Raw genomic sequence first — 25,288 nt, forward strand, 5'->3', positions numbered from 1 at the left:
TCAAATAAATTAGACTCACATCTGTATTATAGCACTTAGCCCCAAACGTCCGTAAAGGACTTTTCTGAAAATCCGACGGTCGTTTTTTCACCATTTGTGACGATTGGTCGCTTCAAAAGCATACCATTGCTTGCTAATAGCTCGAGTTGTTCGTCTTCTGATAGATTTGGCAGTTTGTCTTTGATGCCTTCGTTCCGATAGACTTGCCCGCTCGTATTGAAGAACTTCTTGAGTGGTAGACCTGATTGTTTCCACAGTTCGGCGAGTTCCGCTTTCGTCGGCGTCGATTCGACGATATGAACGTATGTATACTCGATGCCTTGTTCCTTCAACCATTTTTCTGCCTTTTTACATGTACTGCATGGTGGATAGCCGTATAGTGTCACCATCTGTTCATCACCTCTATTCTCAATGTAGCATATTCCGAGAAATCAATTCACCTCTCAAGCAACCGTTCAATCTCTCGCTTCATCGTCGGGTTCACTTCGTGCCTCGCTTCGATCAACCGTAAGATCGCTGCTGCCGCCTCGATTGACCTGCCGTATCCTTTTACCCCATCTGACAAGAAGGGAATCATCTCCGGCTGTCTCGACTCGACCCGGCGTGTCGGATTGAACGGATCTCCTTGTCCGCCGAGCGCCTTCAAGACGTTTTGAACGGCCGCGACTTGGACGAGTTCGAATCCGGCGAGCATCTCGCCCCGACGTTCCCGAAGTAAGCCGACATATAGGTTCGTCAACGCCTCTTCATAATAATAATCCGCTGATTCACGTGTGATTTCGAGGCGTGGTGTCGCAAATACTTCGAGCGCCTCGTCCCGTCGCCAGACGACACGTCCTGGCGTATAGGCGATGGTCGCCAGTTCATGCAGTTCGAAGACGGCGAACTCACCATAAATGCCATCATGGTACATGATCTTATGCCCGTCCTTCGTGTTTTGGAACTGATAGTGAAGCGGTTCGACCTCGAGCCAGTCGAGTCGGTCGATAAAGCGCGCCTTCTGCCCATCCTCGACAATCAAAAAGAAATCGAGGTCCGAATACTCATCCAACCGCTCCGTCTCTTGTCCAATCGAACCCAATGCGAGCAGCATGAGCGTCCCGTCCTTTTCGGCAACGGACCGTCCAATGCGTTCCATCCGGTCGAGTAATACATCTCGTTTTGTCATCGTCTCTCCCCCTCGTCTCTATTGTACGTGGCAGAGCTCAAAAAAAGAAAGGGTTGACCGCGTCCGGTCCACCCTTTCTGTCCATTTGATTAGACGATAAACTTGTTCGCTTTGATGAGGCTCGCTGCGACTTCGCGCTTCGTGCCGATTACATTGATTGGCTGATAGCGGCTGAACTTCTTCATTGCCGAGAGAAGCATACGTTGCTCGTCACCAGACGCCGCTGCGTACAATACTTCTTTCGCCATGAGTTCGACTTGCTTGAACACTTGCTCCGCAAAGATTTCTGTATAGCGGACTTTGAGCGTGTTCTTCTCTTCGCCTGTGCGTCCAATCGCTTTGTCTGTACGAGCGATGGCTGCTTCAAGCGCATAGATCGCACTGATCATGTCTGCAATCTTCGCCAAGATTTCTTGTTCGTTTTGAAGGTCTTGTTGATACTTTTGGACAGCTGTACCCGCGACCATCAAGTTGATTTTCTTCATGTTCGAAAGGAGCATCTTCTCGCGAGCGAGTGGTGAGCCGTCCAATTCTTGTGGCATGTAGCTCATGAGCTCTTTTTGAAGTTTTTGCGCTTCTGCGAGGAGCGGCAATTCACCTTTCATCGCTTTCTTGAGGAGCGTACCTGGGACGATCAAACGGTTGATCTCGTTCGTTCCTTCGAAGATGCGGTTGATTCGCGAGTCACGATAGAGGTTCTCGACTTCATATTCTGCCATGAATCCGTATCCACCGTGAATCTGGACCGCTTCGTCGACAACGTAGTCGAACGTTTCAGAAGCGAATACTTTGTTGAGTGAGCATTCGATCGCATATTCTGCGATTGCTTGTGCGACTTTTGATCCGTCGCGCATGTTCTCATCACCGAGTGCGTCCAAGCTGTCCTGGAACAAACCACCTGTACGATAGACTGAACTTTCCATCGCATAGATGTTCGCTGCCATCGTCGCCAATTTCTCTTGGATGAGTGGGAATTGGCTGATCGGTGTCTTGAACTGTTTACGCTCGTTCGCGTATTGAACCGAGAGGTCGAATGCACGTTTTGAAGAACCGACTGCTCCGACTGCGAGTTTGTAACGACCGACGTTCAAGATGTTGAAGGCGATGACGTGACCTTTTCCGATTTCACCGAGAAGGTTGTCGACTGGTACTTCGACGTCTTCAAGGATGAGCGTACGTGTCGACGAGCCCTTGATTCCCATCTTCTGTTCTTCTGCGCCTGTTGAGACTCCTTTGAAGTCACGCTCGACGATGAAGGCACTGAACTTGTCGCCATCGATTTTTGCGTATACGACGAACACGTTCGCGAAGCCGGCGTTTGTGATCCATTGTTTCTCACCGTTCAAGACGTAGTGCGTGCCCGCCTCGTTCAAGACAGCTGTCGTTTTCGCACCGAGGGCGTCAGAACCTGAGCCTGGCTCCGTGAGGGCGTAAGCCGCGATCCATTCACCTGTCGCGAGTTTTGGCAAATACTTGTGTTTTTGCTCTTCTGATCCGAAGAAGACGATTGGAAGCGTCCCGATCCCGACGTGTGCGCCGTAGCTGAGCGCGAACGAACGTGCTTTCGCGAAGCGCTCCGTGATGATCGAAGATGAGATTTTATCGAGTTGGTAACCGCCGTACTCTTCTGGAACGTCTGCTCCGAGAAGACCGAGCTCGCCCGCTTCTTTCAACAATTCGACAGAGAGGTCGAACTCGTGTTTCTCGATACGCTCGAGGACTGGCATGACGCGGTCATCGACGAATCCTGCCGTCGTGTCCCCAATCATCTTATGCTCATCTGAGAAATCCTCTGGTGTGAAGAGACGCTCTGCGTCGAGTGCGTCAATGACAAAGCTACCGCCTTTAATCAATTCATGTTCTGTACGTTCCATATCCGATTCCCCCTTATAGTAATTCGAAGACACCAGCCGCGCCCATTCCGCCGCCGATACACATCGTGACAACCCCATACTTCTCATTGCGTCGTTTCATTTCGTGCAAGATCGAGACTGAAAGTTTTGCTCCCGTACATCCGAGTGGGTGACCGAGGGCGATAGCGCCGCCGTTCACGTTCACTTTCGATGGATCGATGCCGAGTTCACGGATGACACCGAGTGACTGGCTCGCGAACGCTTCGTTCAACTCGAACAATCCGACTTCTTCTAACTTCACGCCAGCCATCTCGAGTGCTTTCGGAATGGCGACGACTGGTCCGATTCCCATCACTTCCGGACGGACACCGCCGACCGCGAACGAGAGGAACTTGGCCATCGGTTGCAATCCTTGGCGTTCTGCTTCTTCACGGTCCATGACGAGAACTGCTGCTGCTCCGTCGGATACTTGTGAAGCGTTACCCGCCGTGACCGATCCTTTGATTTTGAAAGCCGGGCGAAGTTTACCGAGCGCTTCGATTGTTGAATCGGCACGGACACCTTCGTCATGCTTGACGACTTTCTCCACTTCCGCGACTTTCCCGTCTTCACCGAGTACGTGCTCGATGACCGTCACAGGAACGATTTCTTCCTGGAACTTGCCACCTGCGATGGCTGCCGCCGCCTTTTGGTGACTGTTGATAGCAAATGCATCTTGGTCTTCGCGCGAGATGTTGTATTCAGCTGCGACACGTTCTGCCGTATGTCCCATGCTCATGTAGTACTCTGGTGCCGTCTCCATGATGTGTGGGTTTGGACGGATGACGTGACCACCCATCGGCACTTGGCTCATCGACTCCATACCGCCGGCGATGATGGCCGTCGCTTGACCGATCATGATTTTCGCCGCCGCATCCGCGATGGCTTGAAGACCTGACGAGCAGTAGCGGTTGATGGTGATCGCTGGAACTTCGTGCGACAGTCCCCCCCGGACCGCCGCATAGCGAGCGATGTTCATCCCTTGCTCCGCTTCTGGCATCGCACAACCCATGATGACGTCATCAATCGGGCCTTTATATCCTGAACGCTCAAGCGTTGCCTTGATGGCATATCCCGCGAGCTCGTCCGAACGTACGTTACGGAACGAACCGCGTTTTGCTTTTCCGACCGGCGTCCGTGCGCCGGCTACGATGACTGCTTCCCTCATCTGTTTTGTCCCCCTTTATCAGTTCCGTAGTGGTTTGCCTTTCACGAGCATATGTTGCATCCGTTGTTGTGACTTCGGCTCCCCGATGAGGCTCAAGAAGGCTTCACGCTCGATGTCGAGGAAATACTGTTCATCGACGAGCGTACCGTATGCCAAATCGCCACCACTGATGACGTGCGCGAGTTTCTTCGCAATCTTCAAATCATGCTCTGAAATATAACCGCCGTAGAACATTTCATACGCCGCGAGTTCGAGCGTCGCTTTCCCTGTTTGACCGACGACCGGTAACTTTTCACGAACCGGTGCCGTGTACCCGTCAGCCAGTTCAAGGACCGTCTGTTTCGCATCGAACGTCAAGTGGTCACGGTTCATCGAGATGCCATCGACCGCACGGTGGTAACCGAGTGTCTTCGCATCAAATGCCGACTTCGATACTTTCGCCATCGCAATGTTCTCAAATGTCTGTTGCGCAGCCTTCTCGATGTTTTGCATCGATTTTGGTGTCTGCTCAAGGAGACGACGGTACGTGTTGACGTTTCCGCCTCCACCAGGGATGAGGCCGACACCGACTTCGACGAGACCCATATATGTCTCAAGCGCGGCTTGCATACGGGCTGCCGGTAAGCTGATTTCCGTACCACCACCGAGCGTCATGCCGTATGGTGCGGCAACGACCGGGCGACTTGAATAACGAATCTTTTGAACGACTTGTTGGAACTTGTTGATGATCCAATCGAGTTCGAACCAGTTCTCGTCTTCTGCTTCCATGAGCATCATCGCAAGGTTGGCTCCGACACAGAAGTTCTTGCCATCGTTGGCGAGGACCATTCCTTTGAAGTCTTGCTCGACGCGGTCGATCGACTGTTCGATCATCTGCATGATGTCGACACCGATCGCGTTGTTTGGTGATGTGAATTCGAGTGCGACGACGTCATCGCCGATATCGACGAGGCGTGCCCCACCGTTCTCTAGGATGATGCCGTTTGATTTTGCGAGCGGCTTGAGTTTCAATTCTTTCGGGTTGACGGTCTTCTCGACATACGCCTTCGACGCTTTATCGTAATACTGGTCTCCCTTATAGAATGACGTGTTGCCTGCAGCAAGCATCTCATCGATCCATGCCGGGACGTCATAGCCTTCCGCTTTCATACGCTCGACTGATTTCTCCACACCGAGGGCATCCCACATCTCGAACGGTCCGAATTTCCAACCAAAGCCCCACTTCATCGCATCGTCAATCGCAACGATCGTATCGGCAATCTCACCAGTGAGACGTGCCGAGTAAGCGAGCGTCTTCGCCGTGATTGGCCAGAGCAATTGTCCGACGCGACCTTTGTTCAAGATGGCACCTTTCAATTTCGCTTTTGAGCCTGGAAGTGACTTGATTTGATCGAGCTCAGGACCTGTAATCGCTTTCAATTGTTCGTATTCGAACGTCTGAAGGTTCAACTCCTGGATGACCTTGCCTTCTTTCTTATAGAAGCCTTGACCGGCCTTTTGTCCGATCCAGCCTTTTTCGACGAGTTGCTTCATTTCTGAAGGGACGTCGAACGCGTCCTTCTCTTCCCCAGCTTCGAGCGTCTCGTAGACGTTACCCGCCACGTGGACGAACGTGTCGATTCCGACGACATCGAGTGTGCGGAATGTCGCCGATTTCGGACGACCGATGAGTGGACCTGTGATCGAGTCCATCTCTCCGATTGAAGCGTTTTGTTTGAGCATCTCTTCAAACGTGACGAGAAGACCATATGTCCCAATCCGGTTCCCGATGAAGTTCGGTGTGTCTTTTGCTTCGACGACACCTTTGCCGAGACGGTCTTCTGCGAAACGTGACATGAAGTCGATGACCGGACGGGCTGTCTTCTCCGTCGGGATGAGTTCGAGCAACTTCAAGTAACGTGGTGGGTTGAAGAAGTGTGTCCCGAGGAAGCGTGATTTCAATCCTTCCGGAAGGGCACTTGCCATCGCTTCGATGGAAATCCCTGACGTGTTCGAGCTGAGAATCGCATCTTCACGGATGTAAGGTGCAATCTTCTCGAAGAGTTGTTGCTTCACATCGAGACGTTCGACGACGACTTCGATGACCCAATCCGCTTCTTTCAAACGCTCTAAGTCATCTTCTAAGTTCCCGACTTCGATGAAGTTGAGATGATCGGCTGTCGCAAGTGGTGCTGGATTTTGTTTCAGTAGTTTTTGACGGTTTTCTGAGGCGATGCGATTGCGTACTTCTGGTGACTCCAGCGTCAACCCTTTCGCTTCCTCTTTAGATGTCAATTCACGTGGTACGATGTCGAGCATGAGCGAACGAATCCCCGCGTTCGCCAAGTGAGCCGCAATCCCCGCCCCCATTACTCCTGAACCGATGACGACCGCAAAACGAATTGAGTTCGTCAAACGGAGGTCGGTTGATTGTTCGATGTGACTCGTCATAGTGTTCCCCCCTAAAATGAGAATGAATAGTGATTCATTTCACGCGTAAAAAAAATCGCAATCACCATCGTGTTTACTCTTCTATCATAAATGAATGAACATTCATTCGCAAGCGTTCATTTTTCAATTTCATTCCATTTTTTGAATGAGCGATTAGTTTTCAATGGGTGTGGTATAGACAAAAAGAGTCAAATTCAGAAAGGGGAATGTATACATGCATGATAATCGTTTAAACACTGTCGGTAGCCGAAAGGACTTTGAGTCGTTTAAGAAGAAAGCCCAAGAACAGGCACACCAACCGGGAATCGATTCGAAGATGGAGCCTTTCCCGATCTATGAACGGGAAGATTATAAAGGTAGTGACAAGTTAAAAGATAAGGTCGCCATCATCACCGGTGGGGATTCCGGAATTGGAAAGTCGGTCGCCATCTTTTTCGCCCACGAAGGTGCGAACTCCGTCATCGTCTATAAAGACCAAAACGAACTCGAGGACGCGGAAGCGACGAAAGAACGGATTGAGGACTTAGGTCAAGCCTGTCTCTTGCTTCAAGGCGACCTCGGCGAATCTTCTTTCTGTCAACGAGTCGTTGAAGAGACGCTCGAGACGTTCGGTCGGATTGACATCCTCGTCAATAACGCTGCCGAACAACATCCACAGGAGTCGCTCCTCGATATATCAGACGATCAACTCGAGAAGACGTTCCGCACGAATATCTTCAGCATGTTCTACTTAACGAAAGCAGCGCTCCCCTACTTAAAAGAAGGAGCGAGCATCATCAATACGACCTCGATCACAGCCTATGAAGGAAACGACCAATTGATTGACTATGCATCGACGAAAGGTGCCATCACGGCATTCACCCGCTCGCTCGCCAAAAACTTGGCGGACAAGAAGATTCGCGTCAACGGGGTCGCCCCGGGACCGATTTGGACACCGCTCATCCCGTCAACGTTTGACGCGGAGAAGGTGAAATCGTTCGGCGATTCAGCAGAGATGAAACGACCGGGGCAACCGGCCGAACTCGCACCGGCGTATGTCTATCTCGCAAGCGATGATTCGACATACGTCAGTGGTCAAGTCATCCACGTAAATGGTGGAACCGTGATTAATGGATAATTGTTCGAAGACTCAGTTCGTAGCTGAGTCTTCTTTTTGTGCAGTTCATCCAGAAGAACATCAAGAACTTTTCTTTTGGCTGTCCGATCAAATCGGTCCAGATTTTTGGGTAAGTGAGGACGAGAACAAGAAATCGTAACACCTCCGCTACATAGAAGACCGAATGTATCGACGTTATCCATACATCAAAAAGCACGAACATCCTCGACGAATGTTCGTGCTCATTTTATTTCTTCACCATTCCCTTTAACACGAACGCCACGTTTGCCGGGCGCTCTGCGAGACGGCGCATGAAGTAACCGTACCAGTCACGACCGTATGGCACGTAGACACGGACTTTGTATCCTTGGCGCACGAGCTCGAGTTGACGCTCGACGCGGATGCCGTATAACATCTGGAACTCGAACTGGTCGAGTGGAATGTTGTTCTCTTTGACGTGCTCGATGATGGCGTCAATCATATGGTCATCGTGTGTCGCGATGGATGCGTAGTTCCCGTTCGCAAGATGGAGTTTGACGAGCTTCACGTAGTTATGGTCCACGTCCTCTTTTTCAGGGAACGCGACCGTCGCCGGCTCTTTATATGCCCCTTTGACAATGCGGAGGTTCGGCTTGAGCGGCGCAAGATGATTGATGTCATCTTCCGAGCGGTACAAGTACGACTGGATGACCGTTCCGAGACCGTCGAATTCAGCTTTCAGCTTTTTGAACAATTCGAGCGTCTTTTCACAACGCTGCTCATCTTCCATATCGATGGCCACAAAGACCCCGACTCGTTGTGCGACCGTCAAAATTTGACGCATGTTGTCTTCAATCAACTCGTCCGAGATATCGAATCCGAGTGACGTCAGCTTGAGTGACATATAGGCGTCTAATTGCTCTTCTGCCATAATTTCAATCGCACGCATGATCTCGTCGCGATTCGTATTCGCCTCTTCGACCGTCTTAATAAATTCCCCGAGATGATCGACCGTGACCGACAACCCTTTCGCGTTCAATTCGCGAATCGTCGGGACAGAAGCCTTAAAGTCTTCCCCTGCTACAAAGCGTGATGCACCAAATCGTAGGCCATATTTCTTTGCCAAACTGTTGAGTGTTTTGTTTTGTGACATGTAGATAAATCCATCGCGCAACACTTTTTCCATCTGATTTTCCCCCTTACTTTTACACCCATCTATCTCTATGATGATGTCTGCAATTATTATGACACACAAACGTCATTTCGTCTGTATTTTTGTAACCGTTTGCAGCACTTTCTTCCCAACTTTTCAAAAAAGACAGACGTCCCGTAGGACGGCTGTCTTATAGGCTTGTCGAAGGTGCGACATAGAGTAAAATACTGAGGAAGATGAACACGCTTCCCGCTAGGACGAACAAGTGCCAAATGGCATGGTTGAACGGCAGTTTTTGCCACACGTAAAACACGATACCGACCGAATAGGCGATCCCTCCTGCGAGAAGAAGCATGAACCCTTGATGACCGAGTGATTCATACAACGGACGGATGGCGATGATGCAGATCCAGCCAAGTGCGAGGTATGTCACATTGGACACCCACATGTACTTTCCGGTCGAAAATAGTTTCCACACAATCCCGAGAATTGCCACACCCCACACGATCCCGAATAACGTCCAGCCGAGCGTCCCGTGAAGGGTCACGAGGGCGAATGGCGTATAACTTCCGGCGATGAGTAAGTAAATCCCCGCATGGTCGAACACTTGCAACACCCGCTTCGCCCGTGGATGCGGAATGGCGTGCATGAGCGTCGAGAAGAGATAGAGTAAAATCATCGATGCCCCGAACACACTGACCGCGGTGACGTTCCATGTGCTCCCACTCTCTGTCGCGCTCATGACGAGCAGGACGAGGGCGACGATGCTGAAGATGACTCCCAGGCCGTGCGTGACCGCGCTCGCAATCTCTTCCCCGAGCGTGTCGGCATGGAGCATCTCTTTGAGTTGTTCTTGTTTCATGTGCTCCCACCTTCCGTAACTGTTCTTTCTAGTATGGACATTTCCCGATTTAAACACAATCAAAAACACGGGCTACCGATTAGCCCGTGTCGAGATTATGCGACTTCTTTCACCGGAACGTCACATTCCATTTGTGCTGCTCGCATCGCGCGTGCCCGTTTGTGGAACAAGACGAGAAGCGTCAACGTGCCGAGTGTCGAGATGACGTACGGAAGAACTCCGTCCAGCTTGAAGCCGATTGGCGCCGTCAAGATGTAGAACCAAACCGCATACAACATGAACGTCCCCGGAAGGAGCGCGATATAGTGATTGCGCCCTTTAATGTAAAGGTACATCGCCCCGACGAACAGTGCGATGACCGCCGTCGTCTGGTTCGCCCAGTTGAAGTATTGCCAAAGCATTTGGAAGTCCATGTTCGTGAGCACGTATGAGATCGCGAAAAGTGGAAGTGCGATCCAAAGACGTGACGAGAACTTCTTCTGTGCGATCGACATGTAGTCCGCGATAATCATTCGGGCGCTACGGAATGCCGTATCGCCTGACGTGATCGGTAAGACGATGACTCCGAGAATCGCGAGCGTGCCGCCGATGCTGCCGAGCATGAGTGTCGCCACTTCTTGCACGACGAGTGCCGGAGTGCCCGCACTGATGAGTCCAAGTAATTCACCCGGCTCAAAGATGGCCATCGCCGCTCCAGCCCAAATCATCGCGATGACCGCTTCGGCGATCATCATGCCGTAGAAGATTTCACGACCGTTGCTTTCTTTCATCGTCGTCCGCGAAATGATCGGTGACTGTGTCGCATGGAAACCAGAGAGCGCCCCACACGAGATCGTGAAGAAGAGGAGCGGCCAGATTGGTAAGCCGTCCGGATGCATGTTTGTCAATGTCATCTCTGGAATCTTGTATCCTTGCGCGAACAAGCTGACCGCGATCCCGATGGCACTGATGACGAGTAATGCCCCGAAGAACGGGTAGATACGCCCGATGATCTTATCGACCGGGAGAAGCGTCGCCAAGATGTAGTAAGCGAACACTGCGAAAATGACGATGGTGAGCGTCGATGCGTTCCCATCGAACAAGTTGTTGATCATGTTACTCGGTGACGTGACGAACACCGTCCCGACAAGAAGTAAGAGTAAGAGTGCAAACCCGTTGACGATATGGCGGAGCGAACGTCCGAGGAACTTCTCCGCTAGTTGTGGCAAGTGTGCCCCGTTGTTTCGAAGGGAAATCATTCCTGTCAAATAGTCATGAACCGCACCGGCAAAGATCGATCCGAAGACGATCCAAAGGAAGGCGACCGGTCCGTAGAGCGCCCCCATGATCGGTCCAAAGATCGGTCCGACACCAGCGATATTGAGCAATTGAATCATCGAGTTCCGTTTTTTGCCCATCGGCACGTAGTCGATGCCGTCCTGAGACGCATAGGCAGGAGTCGTCCGCTCTTCCTTGATGCCGAACGTCTTCTCGACGTAACGACCATATACCAAATACCCGACCAAAAGTAGTGCGAGTGCGACGAAGAATGTAATCATCTGTCAGTCCCCTTTTCCGTACATATGTAGCCGAACCCCATCGGCTCTTCGGTTTACACGTGTCATGTAACCGATTACATGTTTGATTATACATAAGACTAGATGATAATGTAAGGGCTTTCATTCACATTTTAGACACTTTTATTCGACAAAAAACGACGCCCGATTCGGACGTCGTTCTGTACTTATTTCAAGTTGAAAGTTGATTGTTTTGCGCCAGAACCATCGTAGTCACTCGCGATGACTTTGTACGTCCCTTTCGCAAGGCCTTTTTTGAATGTGAACGTATACGTACCAGCCCAGCTCGCCTTCACTTTTGCGACTTGCTTGCCTTTGGCGTCTTTCAAGAGGACCGTCGCGCCTGGTGTCGTTTTCCCGATCAAGGCACGCGTACCCGCTTTCACGCCTTTCGTGTTCTTCGGCGTCACCATCTTAGGTTTCTCAATCACAAATGACTCGGATTCAACCACTTTACCAGAAACATCTTTCGCTTCGATTTCATAGCTTGCCGCAACGAAACCAGCACGCTTCGTGAATTCGAATTTACCAGATTCGTCTGCCGTCGCATAGGCGATTCGTTTTCCGTCCCGCTTCAACACCATTTTCGCACCTGGCGAAGACGTTCCCTTCAGTACTGGCGTATTGGCATACGTCAAACGTTTCGAGATGGCAGGCGCTCCGACAAATCCGTCTCCGACGACTTTCGTTTCCGTCATCGTCTTCCCGTTCAATTCGCTTTCAATCGTCAATGACTGACGGAGTTTGAGCGGTTTGACCGTCAAACGGTACATGCCTTCTGCATCGGCTGTCGTCGTGGCGAGAACCGTTTGGCCATCTTTTAATGTCACGTTCGCATTTGGCGCCGTCTTCCCGGTCACGACTTTCGCACCTGGTTTGATGACATCGACCGAGAGCGTCAAATCAACTGGTACTGCCTCGAGCTCCGTCGTATAAGTGCGGAAGAGACGACCTGCCGCATCTTGACGGGTCGCGTCCGTCGCTTCGATTCCTTCGTAAAGGTTCAAGTACTGCTTCCCTGCATCCGCTGTCTCAAATGTCACCGATCGCTTCGCGTCTGCGACAATCTTCCAGTTGTTGTCGGCTTTGTAGTCCAACTTGTCTTTACTTTCGACAATGTAGTCCGAGATGACGTTACGTGTCTCATACGCTGAGCGATAGACGATGTTCTTCCCGCCACCAAGGCCTGGGAACGATGAAGAACCTGCGCGATAGTTGTTCGTCGCGACTAAGAACTCTTGGTCCATCTTGATCGGTTGTCCATTGTACTCGACGTTCTTCACGCGATTCGCGTTTTCGTTGACGAGCTTTCCGCCGACATCGAACTTCGCAGGACCTGTGACATCGATCTCATACGTCAAACCGTCGAGAATATCGAAGTTATAGCTACGGAATTGAAGATTGAGCAAGTTTTCGCCATCTTCTTCGATTTGGTCAAACGCACCCGCTGACATCTCGAGCCAATCCATGACATCTTTTCCTGTCACTTTGACGACTTCGAGCGTGTTCGGATACACGTAAAGGTCCGCGACGTTTTTCAAAGCGATTTGCCCTTTCGGGATATTCGTATAGTAGCTTGCATCTGTCAATTCACGTCCACCCGCTTTGAACGGTGCGCCTGCTGACAAGAGTGGCAACTCTTTATATGCAGAAAGTTCCGGGTTCGTTTCAAGCTCTTTCTCGACATACCACTTCTGTGCGTTCGTCACGAACTGAACCGATGCATCATCACGGACGAGTGCGAAGTAGCTCTGGATATCATCTTGAATCGTTGGATCGACCGCCGTATCTGCTGTCACCGAGTCGAGTGCGGCCGATGCGTCAAGAATCTGCCACTTGCCATCTACGAGTTCAAGCTCGAAGTCGATGACGCCGAGGTCCTTCCCTTGGTTGTTCGCCATGACGACCGGCTTGCCATTGATCGTCCCTTTTGTCATATCGACGTTCGGGAACGAAGCGAACATGCCTTTCGCATCCGGGAAGCGACCGTGTTGGTGCCCCGTCATGACCATGTCGAGTTGTTCATCTGCAAGTGTCGCACTGTCACCGATGCCTGAGTGCGCGAGGGCGACGACGACGTCCGCTCCCCGGTCTTTCAATTTTTTGAACAGCTTCACGTGCGGACGGGATGATATCCTCTGCCGTCACACGACCTTGAAGGTTCCCCGAATCCCATGACATGATTTTCGGAGGGACGACTCCGAACACACCGATCTTGATCGTATGTGTTTCCCCATCCAAGTCTGTGACCGTTCGTTCGATGATTTGGACCTCTTGTCCATCCACGTTGAACTTCGAGACAATCGGGTGACCTTCTAAATCTTTGACGTTCGAGTTGACGAAACGCAGTTTCCCTTTCGACCCTTCCATCGCGTTGTATAAGAATGCGAGACCGAAGTTAAATTCATGGTTCCCGAGTGTGACGGCATCGTAGTTGAGTGCCGCCATCGCCTTGTACATCGGATGTTCGAACGCTTCATTTTTATCGACTTGGCTCTCACGGACTTGACACTCCCACGGCTAAAGCCGCAAGCTCACCCTTCGGGATGAGTGGGATTCTGAAGTGCTTGTGCGAGCGCAGTCCATTTCTGTTTTGCTCAAACCTCCAGATGAGGGTGTGCCATCACCCCTCCTGAGACAGATCATATAGATTCTCAGGCTGATTGACTTTTACCATCAACCACAGGTGCGTTTCGGATATTCATCGCACCGACTACATCTCGATGTTTCTTAAATCCGCATTTACAGACATAAGTCCGGTCTTTCGCCTTGTTTCTTTCGCCACAAGAGGGACATGTCTGAGATGTGTGTGCCGGGTCGACATGCTCGACCTTGATCCCTTCTAGTTTTGCCTTGTACTCGATAAATAATGCCAAGCGATAGAACGACCATGTATGCAGATTCTTATTGTTTTTACGGCTTGTTCTTGCCGTCTGTCGGATATTCGCTAGCTTCTCTAGGCGAATGACAGAAATATTGTTCTCTTTTGCGAAGTCGACGATTTCACGGCTTACCTTGTGATCCTTGTCTTTCATCCAACGCTGTTCCTTGTTGTCCAGTTCCTTGATTGCGTTCAGCTTCTTCTTTTGACCGAGTTCTTTCCGTTTCGCACGAAACTTGCGTTTCATGTACTTGTTTTCACGACCGTTCCCAAAGAATCTTACCTTGTCGCAATCGGTCGATGCGACCGCCGGGACTTTTAGACCGAGGTCGACACCAAGAACCTTCGTACCGGTCTTCTCCGTCGTGGGGATTGTGACGGCGATTTGAGCCATCCATTTATTTGACTTCTTCGTGATACGAAGCGTACCCAGCTTGTTATTCAGAAGCGAGAAGTTGCGATTGTGTTTGTCGACCATTTCTGCTCTAATTGGTGTTTTCTTTGCTTTTCCATCTACCATGATCGGAAGAGAGATTGACTCGAAGTCAAACGAATAGTTCTGGTTGTTCCATGTGCAATAAGATTTCTTCAGGACAGGGACGACCTTGTATGTCGACTTCTTCACTTTCCGGAAGACACTCTGGGCATCTTTGATGACCTGGTTCTTGACGGCACTAGGCAGATGAGCGCAAACACTTTTACTTGTCAATTTGAGCATCGCTTTAGCATCCACCATATCAGAGATAAGTTGATTGACCGTCTCGATATATGTTTCTGCCATGCTTTTTAAAACAACTTCCTGTTCTTTTGTCGGCTTCAGTTTAATGTTAACTGTCAGCGTCTGAGACACGGTGTCACCCCCTTGTTTTTTGTTGTTCGACATAACGTTTAATCGTTTCGCTCGATACATTTCCAGCGGTGGAGACGAAATAGGATCGTGTCCAGAGACTCGGCAAATGTTGAAGATGAGGAACTCGGCCTGTGCCGGCGTCGGGTGGAGCCTGTATTTATAGCCTTTCAGCATGTCCGTCCCTCCTCCCTCCAGAAGATCGTGATGTGTCCTCCTCGTCCGATACCCGCGGAAGGGGAGGGAGAATCTGACGGAATCACGAACTTTTGTTCGTCACATCTGTCACAGGGGGAAAAGACGTTTGGACCGGGCGATTCATCTCCCACCTACGCTAGGCTTCGCCCCGAGACGCTTGGAGGAGGGAGAATTCTCGCCTGATTTAGTTAAATTTTTGTATAGAAATAGACCTAATTTCCTTTACAAAAATTAGGTCTATCCTCCTATCATTGTTTGATGCGAACAGTGAACGGTCCATCGCCTTCAATTTCTTCAAATGTGACCGATACCGGGTACGCATGTTTCCCGTGAACTGGCTCTTCAAGACGAATCATCGTGAAGCCGACCACGTCCTCCCCACTCACGAGTTCAAGCGGGAGCTTCTCGACGTTCAAATAGCGGTCGTATCCGTTGCGAAGGAGAATCGTCGCCGTGACATTCGTCTCTTCCTTCTCCACCGATACGAGCATCAAGTTGAACTCGTTCTCCCCGACTGGCGGCGTCGAGATGTTCGTCCGCATGAGCTGTTGCCATGCACGTGTCGAGAACTTCGTCTCTTCTCCCGGTGACACGGGCTGAAGCGGGTCAATCGGGTTCATTTGGAAGACGAGTCGGAGCGAGTCGTACGACTCCACTTCCCCGAACATCTCATCCAAGAAGAAGTCCAAATAGACCGGTTTGCTCGTCCACGCCTCAAAGCTCGGCAATTCAGAACGTCCGAGGACCTTCCGTCCGATTGGGACGTTATTCGCGTCCAACAAGAGGACCGGTAAGTCGTTGATCTCGAACGAGCTCGGAAGCGTGTTGCGGAACAACGCCACGATCGACAAGTCATGCCCGATTGACTCGACATTCAACAACTCAATCGAGAGCTGATTATCGAGAAGTGGTGGAAGTCGTTTCGCATGATAACGGAAGACGTACTCGTCCTCTTTCGGGATCCCCATCGCGTCGTCGATGACGAGCGTCAATTGGCGCCCTTCCTCTTTATTTCCTGTCTCAATCTGTTTACGTTTACGAAATCCTAACATTATACTTCCTCCTCTGCCATCTCAGCGAAATAACGGTCGAGCTGGCATAGTTCCGTCGTGACATCCCGTGCGATATTGATATACGTCTGTTCGAAGATTTCTAGTCCTTCTTTTCCGAACTGACGGCTCGGGTCTTCCTGACCGTAGCTGCGAAGCCCGATCCCTTCTTTCAATCCGCTCATCGTCGTCAAATGATCCGTCCACTTCATGTCGACGGCACGGAGAAGGGACTCTTTGGCGAAGAGGACGATGTCGTCCTGTTCGAGGCGTGACGCCGTCGTAGCGATGATTGTCTCCATCCAGTCGTTTAAAGCATCCTTCAATTCACGCGTATCGGCGATATCTTTTGCCCATGTCGGCTCCTGCATCGTCAAGTAGCGCAAGTCTTCTTTCAACTCATCAATCGGCCATTCCTCAGGTACGAGTTCATCCGACACATGCATGTCGATGCTGTTCTCGAGGGCGAGACGCATCATGCCGAGGACGTTTTTCGTGATGGCATCCGCATCGGCGTTGACGGCCTGGTTACGAATCGTATAGATGATATTCCGTTGTTCGTTCAAGACGTCATCGAGTTTGAACAAGTAGTCCCGAATCGAGACGCCGAGTCCTTCAATCGTCGTCTGCGCATATTCGATAATCTCGATCGCATCTTTCGTTGAGACCTCACCTGTCGCACTCGGCTTCAACTTCTTCTCCACGCGTTCTAGTTTCTGCGCCGCATAACGTTTCACGATCTCATCTTCGAGCGAGACGAAGAACTCGGTCGCACCCGGGTCGCCTTGACGCCCCGAACGACCGCGGAGCTGGTTGTCGACACGTTTTGACTCGTGGCGCTCCGTCCCGATGACGAAGAGACCGCCCGCTTCCTTCGCTTTTGCGTCGAGCGTGATGTCCGTTCCACGTCCGGCCATGTTCGTCGCAATCGTCACTTTGCCGAATTGACCGGCGTCCGCGATGATATCGGCTTCCTGAGCGACCGTCTTCGCGTTCAACACGTCATGCTCGATCCGCTTCTTCTTCAAATGCTTGCTGATGGCTTCCGATTGTGCGATCGAGGTCGTCCCGATCAAGACCGGACGTCCCGTCGCATGTAGTTCTGCCACTTTCTCAGTGACCGCCGCATACTTTTGCTCGGTCGTCATGAAGATGCGGTCCGGATGGTCGACACGTTGACGTTCGCGGTTCGTCGGCACTTGGACGACGTCCATGTTGTACGTCTTCAAGAACTCTTGGCGTGACGTCTGGGCCGTCCCTGTCATCCCACCGACGAGCGGATACATGCGGAAATAGTGCTGAATCGTGATCTCCGCCGTCGTCTTGTTCTCTTCGGTGATGGTGACGCCTTCTTTCGCCTCGAGCGCCTGATGCAACCCTTCTGACAAGCTCCGACCTTCCATGATGCGTCCCGTGAACAAGTCGATGAGTTCGATCTTGTCTTCACGGACGATATAGTCGACGTCAAGCTCAAACAAGACGTTCGCACGGAGCGCCTGGACGAGATAGTGATAGAGCACCTGGTGTGAAGCGCTGAACAGGTTATCGATGGCGAACAGCTCTTCAATCTTGACGATTCCTGCTTCCGTGAACGTCGCAGATTTCGACTCGAGGTCGACCTCGTAGTCGGTCTCCTCGAACTCAGAAATGATCTGTTGCGCCAACTGTTTCAAGCGGATATGTGACCGGTCCTTCTGCGCGATGATGAGCGGCGTCTTCGCCTCATCGATCAAGATACTGTCGACTTCATCGACGATGGCGAAATGGAAAGGACGTTGGACCCGTTCTTCCGGCTTATGGACAAGGTTGTCACGCAAGTAGTCGAATCCGAACTCTGTCCCGACCCCATACGTGATATCCGCCTGATATGCGGAACGCTTCTCGTCCGCTTCGATGTCCGGGACGTTCAAGCCGACCGTCAACCCAAGGAAGTCGTGAATCTTCCCGATCTGTTCTGCATCACGTCTCGCCAAATAATCGTTGACCGTGATGACGTGGACGCCTTTTCCTTCGAGCGCCTTGACGTAACTCGGCAAAGCGGCGACGAGCGTCTTCCCTTCCCCCGTCGGCATCTCCGAGATGTTCCCTTCGAGGAGGGCGAACCCACCGATGAGCTGCACGTCATAGTGACGCATGCCGAGCACACGGACTGACGCTTCGCGGACGAGAGCGAACCCTTCTTCCGCGATGTCATCCACTTTCTTTCCATCCAAGAGACGTGCTTTGAGCGTCTCCGTATATGTACGCATCTCGTCATCCGAGAGGGCTTTCATCGTTGTCTCTAATTCATTAATACGCGCGACCCGTCGTTCGTACGCTTTCAAACGCCGGCTTTGATCATTCGTTAACTGTTTTACAAATTGGATCACACTAATAGCCTCCATCTTTCTATCAATTCATCACTTACATACTCGTCTATTATAACGAAAATCGAACCAATTCGGAGACTTTTTTACGAAAACTTCCTAAAAGTTGGTTTTTAGACACGTGAAAACCTATAAATTTTGGTTAATTTTCAAAAAGTATTTGTAAAAATATTTTCAATTCACTATTTGAGATGACGTGAGACCGTGTTACGATGAAAAAAACAGAACATTTGTTCGCAAAAAAGGAGTGGTGACGATGCGCAGACGAATCTTTTGTATCGACAGCGTCTCGTTCTATGCCAGTTGCGAGTGTGCCGCGCGCAACAAAAATCCTTACAAGACAAAGCTCGTCGTCCTCTCGAACCTCCAGGACAGCGGGGCACTCGTGCTCGCGGCGACCCCGAAGATGAAGCAGCTCGGAATCAAGACTGGGTCACGTCGCTTTCACATCGACCGCCTTCCGTGGCACGAACGACGGGACGTTTTGTATGCCGAGGCGCGGATGAGTCATTATTTGAACGTTTCCATTCAAATCATCCACATCCTCCATCAGTTCGCCCCACCCGAGGCGATTCGCGTCTATTCGATTGATGAGACGCTCGTCGACATGAGCGGGACAGAGCGGCTGTTCGGAAATGACGAGCACGTCGCCCATCTCATGCGAGCGACGATTTTTCGCTATACGGGCATTCCCGTCACCATCGGCATCGGACCGAACAACGTCCTCGCCAAGCTCGTCCTCGATTTGCATGCGAAAAAGGAAGGGGTCGCCACGTGTCTTCTCCACGACGTCGAACGGCTTATCCACCCGGCGCCGATCGAGAAGATGTGGGGCGTCGGGACGAAGATGGCGGTCCATCTGCAGCGGCTCGGCATCTGGACGATCGGGGACTTGGCCCGTTATCCGCTCGAATCCCTTCATGAAAAGTTCGGTGTCATCGGTGCAGAACTTTGGCATCACGCCTGGGGCATCGACGAGTCGCCGACCATCCTGCCGGCGAGCTCCTTGTTCGGTGCGAAACGGATGCGACCGAAGTCGATCGGACACGGCATCACCCTCATGAAAGACTACACGACGTATTCCGCAATCCGGCTCGTCTTACAGGCAATTGCGGTCGAGGTCGGCATGCGAACCAGGCAAGCGGGACTCGTCGGAGGGACGATCCATCTCGGGGTGCGCTATACGCGGACGAGCGACCGGGCTGGCTTCAGTAAACAAAAGAAGCTCCCCCGCTTCACAGCGGACGAGCAAGAGTTTCTCCCGATCTTATTGCAGCTATTTTTAGACGGCTGGGAAGAGACGGAGGCCGTCCGTTACGTCTCGGTCGCTCTCGGCAAGCTCGAGCCACGGAGCGATCACGTCCAGTTATCGTTCTTCGAAGACGAATGGGCGAAGGCGAAACGGCTCGACTTCCTCGATTTGATTGACGGCCTGAATGTCCGGTTCGGTCGCGGCACGATCCGACCGGCATCGAGCCTACTAAAAGACAGTCCGCTCCGGACGCGCCAACGTCTAATCGGCGGACATAAACAAGGAGGCGATTCCTCATGAGCAAGACCCGCTATCGTGACCGGGGTGAGTTAAAATGGATCCCATTTCTCATGCCCGAGCACGTCGCCCTACTGAAACGTTATTATGCACAAATCCAAAAGATTGAGCTGCCCGACTTGGACGAACAGCTCCTCTATCTTTGGCAGACCGAGCTCGAACGGGCCATTCGTGAAGGCGACCAAGTCGAAGTAACCCTGTTCGTAGACGGCTTGACGACAAGCATGCGCGGCTACGTCCATGCCATCTATTACGCCGAGCGCGAAGTCGAGCTGTTCGATGGCAAAGTGCGCCGCGTCCCGTTCGGCGACATCTTGTCCGTTCGTTAAGATGCCTCGATCGCTTCCTGGGTCGTCTCGAACGTTTCAATCCCGTCGAGTAGCCCATAGTGAGCAAGCGTCGCGCGGACCGATGGCGACAGGTGCGCGAAGATGACGTGCCGGTCGGCCGCTTTCAGTTCGGTGATGGCACGCCGCAACTCTTCGACCGCGGTCACGTCGATGACGGGGCAACGATGAAAGTTGAAGATGAACACGTTCGGTTCCCGATGGATGTGATGGAGGACGTGCTCGAACAACTCGACCGCACCGAAGAAGAGCGGGCCTTCGACACTGAAGACGATTTGGCCGTCTCGCGTGACGTACCGTTCTGTCCGTTCGCGCACATCGATCGTATCAGCCATTCGTTTCGCGAAGAGCGCGAGCGCACAGATGACGCCGACCTCGACGGCGACGACCAAGTCGACGAATACCGTCAATAGTAACGTGACGAGTAAGACAAGCGACTCGGATGAACGATGACGCAACATCGTCATCACGTGATGGCGTTCGGACATGTTCCAGGCGACCCGCATCAAAATCGGAGCGAGTGCAGCGAGTGGTACGTAACTCGCGAACGGCGCGAGGACGAGAACCGCAACGAGCACCGTGATCCCATGGATGACCCCGGCACGTCGACTGACCGCTCCCGCCTGAATGTTCGTCGCCGTCCGGGCGATGGCACCTGTCGACGGGATCCCACCAAAGAACGGTGTGATCACGTTCGCGAGCCCTTGCCCGAACAGTTCCTTGTCCGGTTTCATCTTCGTCCCCGCCATCCCGTCGGCGACCGTTCCCGAAAGAAGTGACTCGAGTGCGCCAAGGAAGGCGATGGCGAACGCGGACGGGAGAAGTGTTGTGATCAAGTTTAGGTCGATCGCAAGCCAGTTGAATTCCGGCAGTCCGCTCGGGATGCCGCCGTAGGCACTTCCGATGGTCGCGACCTCACCCGGGATGAGGAGACTGACGAACGTCGGGACGAGCATCGCCATGAGTAAAAGCGGTAAACGGAACGGCAGCTTCGGGACGAGCCAAAGCGTCAAAAAGCCGATTCCGGCAATGACGATCGGCCAAGGACTCGCTTCGGGCAACGCCTGACCGAGGCGAAGCAAGTTCTCGTGAAAATGTGGCGCCTTCTCAAACGTGACCCCTAACAACTCATCGAGCTGGTCGACGAAGATGACGACGGCAATCCCAGCCGTGAAACCGATAGTGACGGCCCGGGGCATGAAGCGGATGAGCCGTCCGACCCGGAGCACGCTCATGAGGAGCAGCAACATTCCGGCGAGAACGGTCGTGACGAGCAATCCCTTATATCCGTATGCGAGGACGACACCCGAGACGATCGGGATGAACGCTCCCGTCGGTCCGGCAATCTGGAACGTCGAACCTCCGAACAGGCTGACGAGGATTCCTGCGAAGATGGACGTGTAGAGCCCATACACCGGCGGGACGCCTGAGGCGATGGCGAATGCCATGGCGAGCGGGATGGCGACGACACCGACCGTGATCCCGGCCGAGATGTCCTTTTGCCACATCTCACGCGTGGAGAGTGAGTCTTGCATCATACATTCCTTCTTTCCAATCAGTTCAAAAGCGAGTTTAGTGTACGCCTGGAAAGAGGGCTTGTAAACGGATTGAGAAAAACGTTAACAGAATGTACAAAGAACGAGATGGTACAATAGGCATTAGACACACACTGATAAAAGTTAGAATCATTGAACTGATATTACCTTCCGTAACAAAGGAGATATAATCTATGGAAAAACAGTTTGCCATATTAAAAGATTTATCTGAATATCGTACACCGACTGAAATGAAAAATTACTTTGAAGAGGTGATTCAAGCACTGAAGGACGACCGCATGGCTTTAAAGATTTCGAGGTTACGCAAAGGAGAATTCAAAGAGTTTCAAGAGGAGTTTGTACCCGCTTATGTATTTTCCCTCTCGCCTTATTTCCCAAAAGACGCTAAAGCGAAAATCATCATCGGGAATCAAAATTATGACTTTGTCATACTGCATCCAAATGGGACCGAAGAAAAGTTCGAAGTGAGTTCTTACATAAACGGACCACGGGATGTGGAAATTGCACAAGCTTTAAATGAACAAGGGATGTGGATCTCAAGATTAAAAGGTTATGAACAGCTAAAGGAACAGGCTGCCACGTACATTGAAGAAACAAAAAAGAACATGCTGAAAAAATCTCAAAAGGATTATACCCATGCATCTCTATTATTTGAAGTTTCTACTTTTGAATTTTCCGTCATCTTTCACAATGAGTTTGATACCTCTCTCTTGGACTTAGCAAAGTTCATGTACGACACTCCATTCAAAGCAAAACACGTATATCTCATCGTTCAAAATGGAGATGACATTCCGACGGTAGCTTCTAACATCATCAAAGTAAAGTAAAAAGACGCACCTTTCGATGCGTCTCCCTTCAATTCGTCGGAGCCTCTACGACTTGATCGCCATCTTCCGCGTCTTTCGCCAGCAACTTCACATGACGACCGAATAACCACATGACGACGAGATGGGCTTTCGCCTGTGTCTTCGTATAGAACCACCACGGGAGGGCCGGTACGAACTCATGGATGGCGACGAGTCCTTCATCCGACTCCGGTAAGCGTCTAAACTCGAGACGCCCTGTCTGATCCTCTTCACTTAACTTGACGAACTTGCCCCCGTCAATCGCAAAGGATGCCATATCGTCCGTCGCTTCCTGTTCAAGCGATAGATGAAGCGCGACGAACGACGGATCGAGCAGCGCAATCTCCCAATCATCATCTTCTTTCGTCGTCTGAATGAGCGGATACATAAAACGACCGAGCCATTCAAAGTACGTGTCCGCCATCCAAAGCGCCGACTTTTCTTCCGGCAGACCGAACCGCTGAATCGAACGGACCGTATACGATTTCGGTTGCTTTTTCTTCTTACCGCCCGAGGACTGCTTCTCTTCTTCCTCAAGCGCATGTTCGACCGCCTGTTTGAACGGAATCTCTCCCTGGCCGATACCTTCGACCGTGTCTTCCGCGACCATCGCGTGCCCCATGCTCTCGACGAGCGGATAGACGGTCGCCTTCGGTTCACCCGTGACCGCCATGACCCACAGCCGCGACAGTTTGATTGTCGGGAACGGGAAGTCGATCAAGACGCGACGCTTGTCCATGACTTCGGCTGTCTGCTCGATCATCTTCCGATACGTCATCACCTCGGGACCCCCGATGTCGATATGACGGTCATAAAGCGACTCGGCACCGACGACCGAGATGAGTGCCTGAACGGCTTCCCGGATGTCGATCGGATGTGTTTCCGTCTTTGTCCAACGTGGCAAGATCATCGTCGGCAATCGTTTGACGAGCTTCGCTAAAATCGGGAACGACGAACCTTCCGGACCAATAATCAGTCCAGCCCGAATCGTTGTTACCGGTACCCCTTGTCCGCCGAGGATGCGTTCGACTTCGAGTCGACTCTTCAAATGACGCGATAACGTCTTCTCTTGTTTCGGGATGATTCCGCTCAAATAGACAATCTGTTCGATGTCGTTCGCCTTCGTCGCCCGGGCGAAGTTGTCCGCAATGAGCGCGTCCATGTCCTCGAACGTCGCTTGCGTCAAGCCGCCGTCCGGAATCATCGAGTGCACGAGGAACATCGCGTAATCAGCGCCCTCGCATGCTTCTTTCGTTGCTTCGTATGAGAACAAATCACAGGCACGCCACGTGATATGGGCCTCATCTTCTTTATTCTTCGTCGATCGCGATAACGCGATGATGTCATACTCTTCCTTCAGCTGCTCCATCACGTTCGAGCCTATATAGCCGCTCGCCCCCGCAATGACAATCGTTTTTCGCATAATGGTCACTCCCCTAATTATTCGCATAGAGGTAATGTACCCTTCTTTTTAAAAAGATAAATCAGTCTAAGTATGTAGAGCCTGCTCGACCGATTCATACTAAAATGAGAATAATTAGAAAAAGGAGGGATATTCATGGGATTTTGGTACTTTCTTTTGCTTGGGTTGGGAATTATCCTCATCGTGCGAGGGATTGCAAGTAGCGCGAAACAAGGTGGATTGATTTTAGTCGGGCTTGTGATGGTCGGGGTATCCATATTTATGTTCCAAGATGGCAGCGCGGACTTGGTCGCGAATTGGTTGGATCAAATCACCGGTCGATAAGTCATGTCCTGCGAATCACAGCAAGATAAATTGACGATCCGATGCTTTGTATGAAAAAGACAAGCATGACAAAGTAGATGAAATAATATTGATCGAAAACTTGAAAAATTGCGACGAGGGCGACACCAACATAGACACCGATTGACAACATCGAATAAGAAATCGATTTGACTTTTAAGGCGATCTGTCGCCCTCGTTCGTCTTGTGATTCGATTTTTCGTTCAAAGTTCGCCTTATAAAGTTCTGAGACAATTACACCAACAATCAAGACAAGAATTCCATACAGCAATACTTGATCCATCTTCACTCCTCCTCATATGTAAATAATGCGGGTAGTTCTTCATCGAGTACCGCCGCAATTTTGAACGCAAGGATGAGCGACGGGTTATACTTGTTTTTCTCAAGTGCAATAATCGTTTGACGACTTACTCCGACTGAATCAGCCAATTGCTGCTGGGTCCAGCCTTTCTTTGCACGACTGAGGAATATTTGATTTTTTAACGTCACCATCGCCTCCTCATTGTATTCAAGTTCAGTGTAAACTATTTTTTTTACTAAATGTTAAGAATATATTACATAAAAAAGATTTTAAACCAAAT

At 51.2% G+C, this 25,288-nt stretch carries 22 protein-coding genes and 1 pseudogene; 5 read left to right on the forward strand and 18 right to left on the reverse strand.

Annotation, left to right across the window (positions count from 1 at the left end; translation table 11 throughout):
- Nucleotides 1-35: 35 nt before the first annotated feature.
- The 5 genes from KNO71_RS02810 to KNO71_RS02830 all read right to left on the reverse strand — a co-directional run bounded on the left by KNO71_RS02810 (nucleotide 36) and on the right by KNO71_RS02830 (nucleotide 6,658).
- Nucleotides 36-389 carry an arsenate reductase family protein gene (locus tag KNO71_RS02810; RefSeq protein WP_078147276.1) on the reverse strand — a complete coding sequence of 118 codons (354 nt, stop codon included), beginning with the start codon at nucleotides 387-389 and terminating at the stop codon, nucleotides 36-38.
- Nucleotides 390-436: 47 nt separating this feature from the next.
- Nucleotides 437-1,168 carry a hypothetical protein gene (locus KNO71_RS02815; RefSeq protein ID WP_047795114.1) on the reverse strand — a complete coding sequence of 244 codons (732 nt, stop codon included), beginning with the start codon at nucleotides 1,166-1,168 and terminating at the stop codon, nucleotides 437-439.
- Between the two features lie 89 nt (nucleotides 1,169-1,257).
- On the reverse strand, nucleotides 1,258-3,042 hold the full coding sequence (locus KNO71_RS02820) for an acyl-CoA dehydrogenase family protein (protein ID WP_047795113.1): 1,785 nt from the start codon (nucleotides 3,040-3,042) through the stop codon (nucleotides 1,258-1,260).
- Nucleotides 3,043-3,055: 13 nt separating this feature from the next.
- Nucleotides 3,056-4,228, reverse strand: a complete 1,173-nt coding sequence (locus KNO71_RS02825; protein ID WP_012726865.1) for an acetyl-CoA C-acetyltransferase — start codon at nucleotides 4,226-4,228, stop codon at nucleotides 3,056-3,058.
- An 18-nt stretch (nucleotides 4,229-4,246) separates the two neighbouring features.
- On the reverse strand, nucleotides 4,247-6,658 hold the full coding sequence (locus KNO71_RS02830) for a 3-hydroxyacyl-CoA dehydrogenase/enoyl-CoA hydratase family protein (protein WP_214683893.1): 2,412 nt from the start codon (nucleotides 6,656-6,658) through the stop codon (nucleotides 4,247-4,249).
- 214 nt (nucleotides 6,659-6,872) lie between these two features.
- On the opposite strand from KNO71_RS02830, the gene KNO71_RS02835 reads away from it, so the two are divergent.
- Nucleotides 6,873-7,775 carry an SDR family oxidoreductase gene (locus tag KNO71_RS02835; RefSeq protein WP_214687164.1) on the forward strand — a complete coding sequence of 301 codons (903 nt, stop codon included), beginning with the start codon at nucleotides 6,873-6,875 and terminating at the stop codon, nucleotides 7,773-7,775.
- 226 nt (nucleotides 7,776-8,001) lie between these two features.
- Here KNO71_RS02835 and KNO71_RS02840 read toward each other — a convergent pair whose 3' ends face one another.
- The 9 genes and pseudogenes from KNO71_RS02840 to secA2 all read right to left on the reverse strand — a co-directional run bounded on the left by KNO71_RS02840 (nucleotide 8,002) and on the right by secA2 (nucleotide 18,648).
- The gene (locus KNO71_RS02840) at nucleotides 8,002-8,919 is read right to left on the reverse strand and encodes a proline dehydrogenase family protein (RefSeq protein WP_078147281.1); all 918 of its coding nucleotides are present in this window, start codon (nucleotides 8,917-8,919) and stop codon (nucleotides 8,002-8,004) included.
- Between the two features lie 157 nt (nucleotides 8,920-9,076).
- Nucleotides 9,077-9,748 (reverse strand): PAQR family membrane homeostasis protein TrhA, encoded by a 672-nt coding sequence (gene trhA / locus KNO71_RS02845; RefSeq protein WP_012726872.1) that lies wholly within the window; start codon nucleotides 9,746-9,748, stop codon nucleotides 9,077-9,079.
- A 95-nt stretch (nucleotides 9,749-9,843) separates the two neighbouring features.
- Complete coding sequence (locus KNO71_RS02850) at nucleotides 9,844-11,286, reverse strand: carbon starvation CstA family protein (RefSeq protein WP_078147282.1); 1,443 nt, start codon at nucleotides 11,284-11,286, stop codon at nucleotides 9,844-9,846.
- A 185-nt stretch (nucleotides 11,287-11,471) separates the two neighbouring features.
- The gene (locus KNO71_RS02855) at nucleotides 11,472-13,403 is read right to left on the reverse strand and encodes an Ig-like domain-containing protein (protein WP_251031925.1); all 1,932 of its coding nucleotides are present in this window, start codon (nucleotides 13,401-13,403) and stop codon (nucleotides 11,472-11,474) included.
- Nucleotides 13,348-13,764, reverse strand: coding sequence for a hypothetical protein (locus KNO71_RS17590; protein ID WP_251025521.1), 417 nt, complete (start codon nucleotides 13,762-13,764; stop codon nucleotides 13,348-13,350). Before KNO71_RS17590 ends, KNO71_RS02855 begins: the two co-directional genes overlap by 56 nt.
- Before the next feature lie 194 nt (nucleotides 13,765-13,958).
- On the reverse strand, nucleotides 13,959-15,068 hold the full coding sequence (locus tag KNO71_RS02860) for an RNA-guided endonuclease InsQ/TnpB family protein (protein ID WP_251025553.1): 1,110 nt from the start codon (nucleotides 15,066-15,068) through the stop codon (nucleotides 13,959-13,961).
- A pseudogene (locus tag KNO71_RS02865) lies at nucleotides 15,040-15,141 on the reverse strand (transposase); the annotation flags it as partial. The gene KNO71_RS02860 and the pseudogene KNO71_RS02865, both read right to left, overlap by 29 nt.
- 337 nt (nucleotides 15,142-15,478) lie before the next feature.
- On the reverse strand, nucleotides 15,479-16,282 hold the full coding sequence (locus KNO71_RS02875; RefSeq protein WP_214687165.1) for an SLAP domain-containing protein: 804 nt from the start codon (nucleotides 16,280-16,282) through the stop codon (nucleotides 15,479-15,481).
- Nucleotides 16,282-18,648, reverse strand: coding sequence for an accessory Sec system translocase SecA2 (gene secA2 / locus KNO71_RS02880; protein ID WP_214687166.1), 2,367 nt, complete (start codon nucleotides 18,646-18,648; stop codon nucleotides 16,282-16,284). The genes KNO71_RS02875 and secA2 overlap by 1 nt, the downstream gene beginning before the upstream one ends.
- 253 nt (nucleotides 18,649-18,901) lie before the next feature.
- Between secA2 and KNO71_RS02885 the strand changes: the two genes are divergently transcribed.
- Both KNO71_RS02885 and KNO71_RS02890 read left to right on the forward strand, forming a co-directional pair.
- Complete coding sequence (locus KNO71_RS02885) at nucleotides 18,902-20,197, forward strand: Y-family DNA polymerase (protein ID WP_214687167.1); 1,296 nt, start codon at nucleotides 18,902-18,904, stop codon at nucleotides 20,195-20,197.
- Entirely contained in the window at nucleotides 20,194-20,523 is a 330-nt protein-coding gene (locus KNO71_RS02890) for a YolD-like family protein (protein ID WP_012726878.1), read from the forward strand. Before KNO71_RS02885 ends, KNO71_RS02890 begins: the two co-directional genes overlap by 4 nt.
- Here the strand turns inward: KNO71_RS02890 and KNO71_RS02895 are convergent.
- On the reverse strand, nucleotides 20,520-22,076 hold the full coding sequence (locus tag KNO71_RS02895; protein WP_251031926.1) for a SulP family inorganic anion transporter: 1,557 nt from the start codon (nucleotides 22,074-22,076) through the stop codon (nucleotides 20,520-20,522). The two genes, KNO71_RS02890 and KNO71_RS02895, sit on opposite strands and share 4 nt — an antisense overlap.
- A 194-nt stretch (nucleotides 22,077-22,270) precedes the next feature.
- Between KNO71_RS02895 and KNO71_RS02900 the strand changes: the two genes are divergently transcribed.
- The gene (locus tag KNO71_RS02900; protein ID WP_214683887.1) at nucleotides 22,271-22,924 is read left to right on the forward strand and encodes a hypothetical protein; all 654 of its coding nucleotides are present in this window, start codon (nucleotides 22,271-22,273) and stop codon (nucleotides 22,922-22,924) included.
- A gap of 28 nt (nucleotides 22,925-22,952) precedes the next feature.
- Here the strand turns inward: KNO71_RS02900 and KNO71_RS02905 are convergent, their stop codons facing one another.
- Nucleotides 22,953-24,365, reverse strand: coding sequence for an NAD-dependent epimerase/dehydratase family protein (locus KNO71_RS02905; protein WP_214683886.1), 1,413 nt, complete (start codon nucleotides 24,363-24,365; stop codon nucleotides 22,953-22,955).
- A gap of 135 nt (nucleotides 24,366-24,500) precedes the next feature.
- Here KNO71_RS02905 and KNO71_RS02910 point away from each other — a divergent pair, with 135 nt between their 5' ends.
- Nucleotides 24,501-24,689 carry a hypothetical protein gene (locus tag KNO71_RS02910; RefSeq protein ID WP_012726888.1) on the forward strand — a complete coding sequence of 63 codons (189 nt, stop codon included), beginning with the start codon at nucleotides 24,501-24,503 and terminating at the stop codon, nucleotides 24,687-24,689.
- A 1-nt stretch (nucleotide 24,690) separates the two neighbouring features.
- Here the strand turns inward: KNO71_RS02910 and KNO71_RS02915 are convergent, their stop codons facing one another.
- A complete protein-coding gene (locus KNO71_RS02915; RefSeq protein ID WP_078147289.1) occupies nucleotides 24,691-24,990 on the reverse strand; it encodes a hypothetical protein in 300 nt (99 codons plus the stop codon).
- 2 nt (nucleotides 24,991-24,992) lie between these two features.
- On the reverse strand, nucleotides 24,993-25,199 hold the full coding sequence (locus KNO71_RS02920) for a helix-turn-helix transcriptional regulator (protein WP_012726890.1): 207 nt from the start codon (nucleotides 25,197-25,199) through the stop codon (nucleotides 24,993-24,995).
- Nucleotides 25,200-25,288 lie beyond the last annotated feature (89 nt).

The organism is Exiguobacterium sp. s163 (assembly GCF_018617135.1).
Lineage (GTDB): Bacteria > Bacillota > Bacilli > Exiguobacteriales > Exiguobacteriaceae > Exiguobacterium > Exiguobacterium profundum.

What these genes read in the sequence shown, in the direction of transcription:
- KNO71_RS02810 (WP_078147276.1), bottom strand. Translation starts at nt 389, where the DNA reads ATGGTGACACTATACGGCTATCCACCATGCAGTACATGTAAAAAGGCA.
- KNO71_RS02815 (WP_047795114.1), bottom strand. Translation starts at nt 1,168, where the DNA reads ATGACAAAACGAGATGTATTACTCGACCGGATGGAACGCATTGGACGG.
- KNO71_RS02820 (WP_047795113.1), bottom strand. Translation starts at nt 3,042, where the DNA reads ATGGAACGTACAGAACATGAATTGATTAAAGGCGGTAGCTTTGTCATT.
- KNO71_RS02825 (WP_012726865.1), bottom strand. Translation starts at nt 4,228, where the DNA reads ATGAGGGAAGCAGTCATCGTAGCCGGCGCACGGACGCCGGTCGGAAAA.
- KNO71_RS02830 (WP_214683893.1), bottom strand. Translation starts at nt 6,658, where the DNA reads ATGACGAGTCACATCGAACAATCAACCGACCTCCGTTTGACGAACTCA.
- KNO71_RS02835 (WP_214687164.1), top strand. Translation starts at nt 6,873, where the DNA reads ATGCATGATAATCGTTTAAACACTGTCGGTAGCCGAAAGGACTTTGAG.
- KNO71_RS02840 (WP_078147281.1), bottom strand. Translation starts at nt 8,919, where the DNA reads ATGGAAAAAGTGTTGCGCGATGGATTTATCTACATGTCACAAAACAAA.
- trhA (WP_012726872.1), bottom strand. Translation starts at nt 9,748, where the DNA reads ATGAAACAAGAACAACTCAAAGAGATGCTCCATGCCGACACGCTCGGG.
- KNO71_RS02850 (WP_078147282.1), bottom strand. Translation starts at nt 11,286, where the DNA reads ATGATTACATTCTTCGTCGCACTCGCACTACTTTTGGTCGGGTATTTG.
- KNO71_RS17590 (WP_251025521.1), bottom strand. Translation starts at nt 13,764, where the DNA reads ATGTACAAGGCGATGGCGGCACTCAACTACGATGCCGTCACACTCGGG.
- KNO71_RS02860 (WP_251025553.1), bottom strand. Translation starts at nt 15,068, where the DNA reads ATGTCGAACAACAAAAAACAAGGGGGTGACACCGTGTCTCAGACGCTG.
- KNO71_RS02875 (WP_214687165.1), bottom strand. Translation starts at nt 16,282, where the DNA reads ATGTTAGGATTTCGTAAACGTAAACAGATTGAGACAGGAAATAAAGAG.
- KNO71_RS02885 (WP_214687167.1), top strand. Translation starts at nt 18,902, where the DNA reads ATGCGCAGACGAATCTTTTGTATCGACAGCGTCTCGTTCTATGCCAGT.
- KNO71_RS02890 (WP_012726878.1), top strand. Translation starts at nt 20,194, where the DNA reads ATGAGCAAGACCCGCTATCGTGACCGGGGTGAGTTAAAATGGATCCCA.
- KNO71_RS02895 (WP_251031926.1), bottom strand. Translation starts at nt 22,076, where the DNA reads ATGCAAGACTCACTCTCCACGCGTGAGATGTGGCAAAAGGACATCTCG.
- KNO71_RS02900 (WP_214683887.1), top strand. Translation starts at nt 22,271, where the DNA reads ATGGAAAAACAGTTTGCCATATTAAAAGATTTATCTGAATATCGTACA.
- KNO71_RS02905 (WP_214683886.1), bottom strand. Translation starts at nt 24,365, where the DNA reads ATGCGAAAAACGATTGTCATTGCGGGGGCGAGCGGCTATATAGGCTCG.
- KNO71_RS02910 (WP_012726888.1), top strand. Translation starts at nt 24,501, where the DNA reads ATGGGATTTTGGTACTTTCTTTTGCTTGGGTTGGGAATTATCCTCATC.
- KNO71_RS02915 (WP_078147289.1), bottom strand. Translation starts at nt 24,990, where the DNA reads ATGGATCAAGTATTGCTGTATGGAATTCTTGTCTTGATTGTTGGTGTA.
- KNO71_RS02920 (WP_012726890.1), bottom strand. Translation starts at nt 25,199, where the DNA reads ATGGTGACGTTAAAAAATCAAATATTCCTCAGTCGTGCAAAGAAAGGC.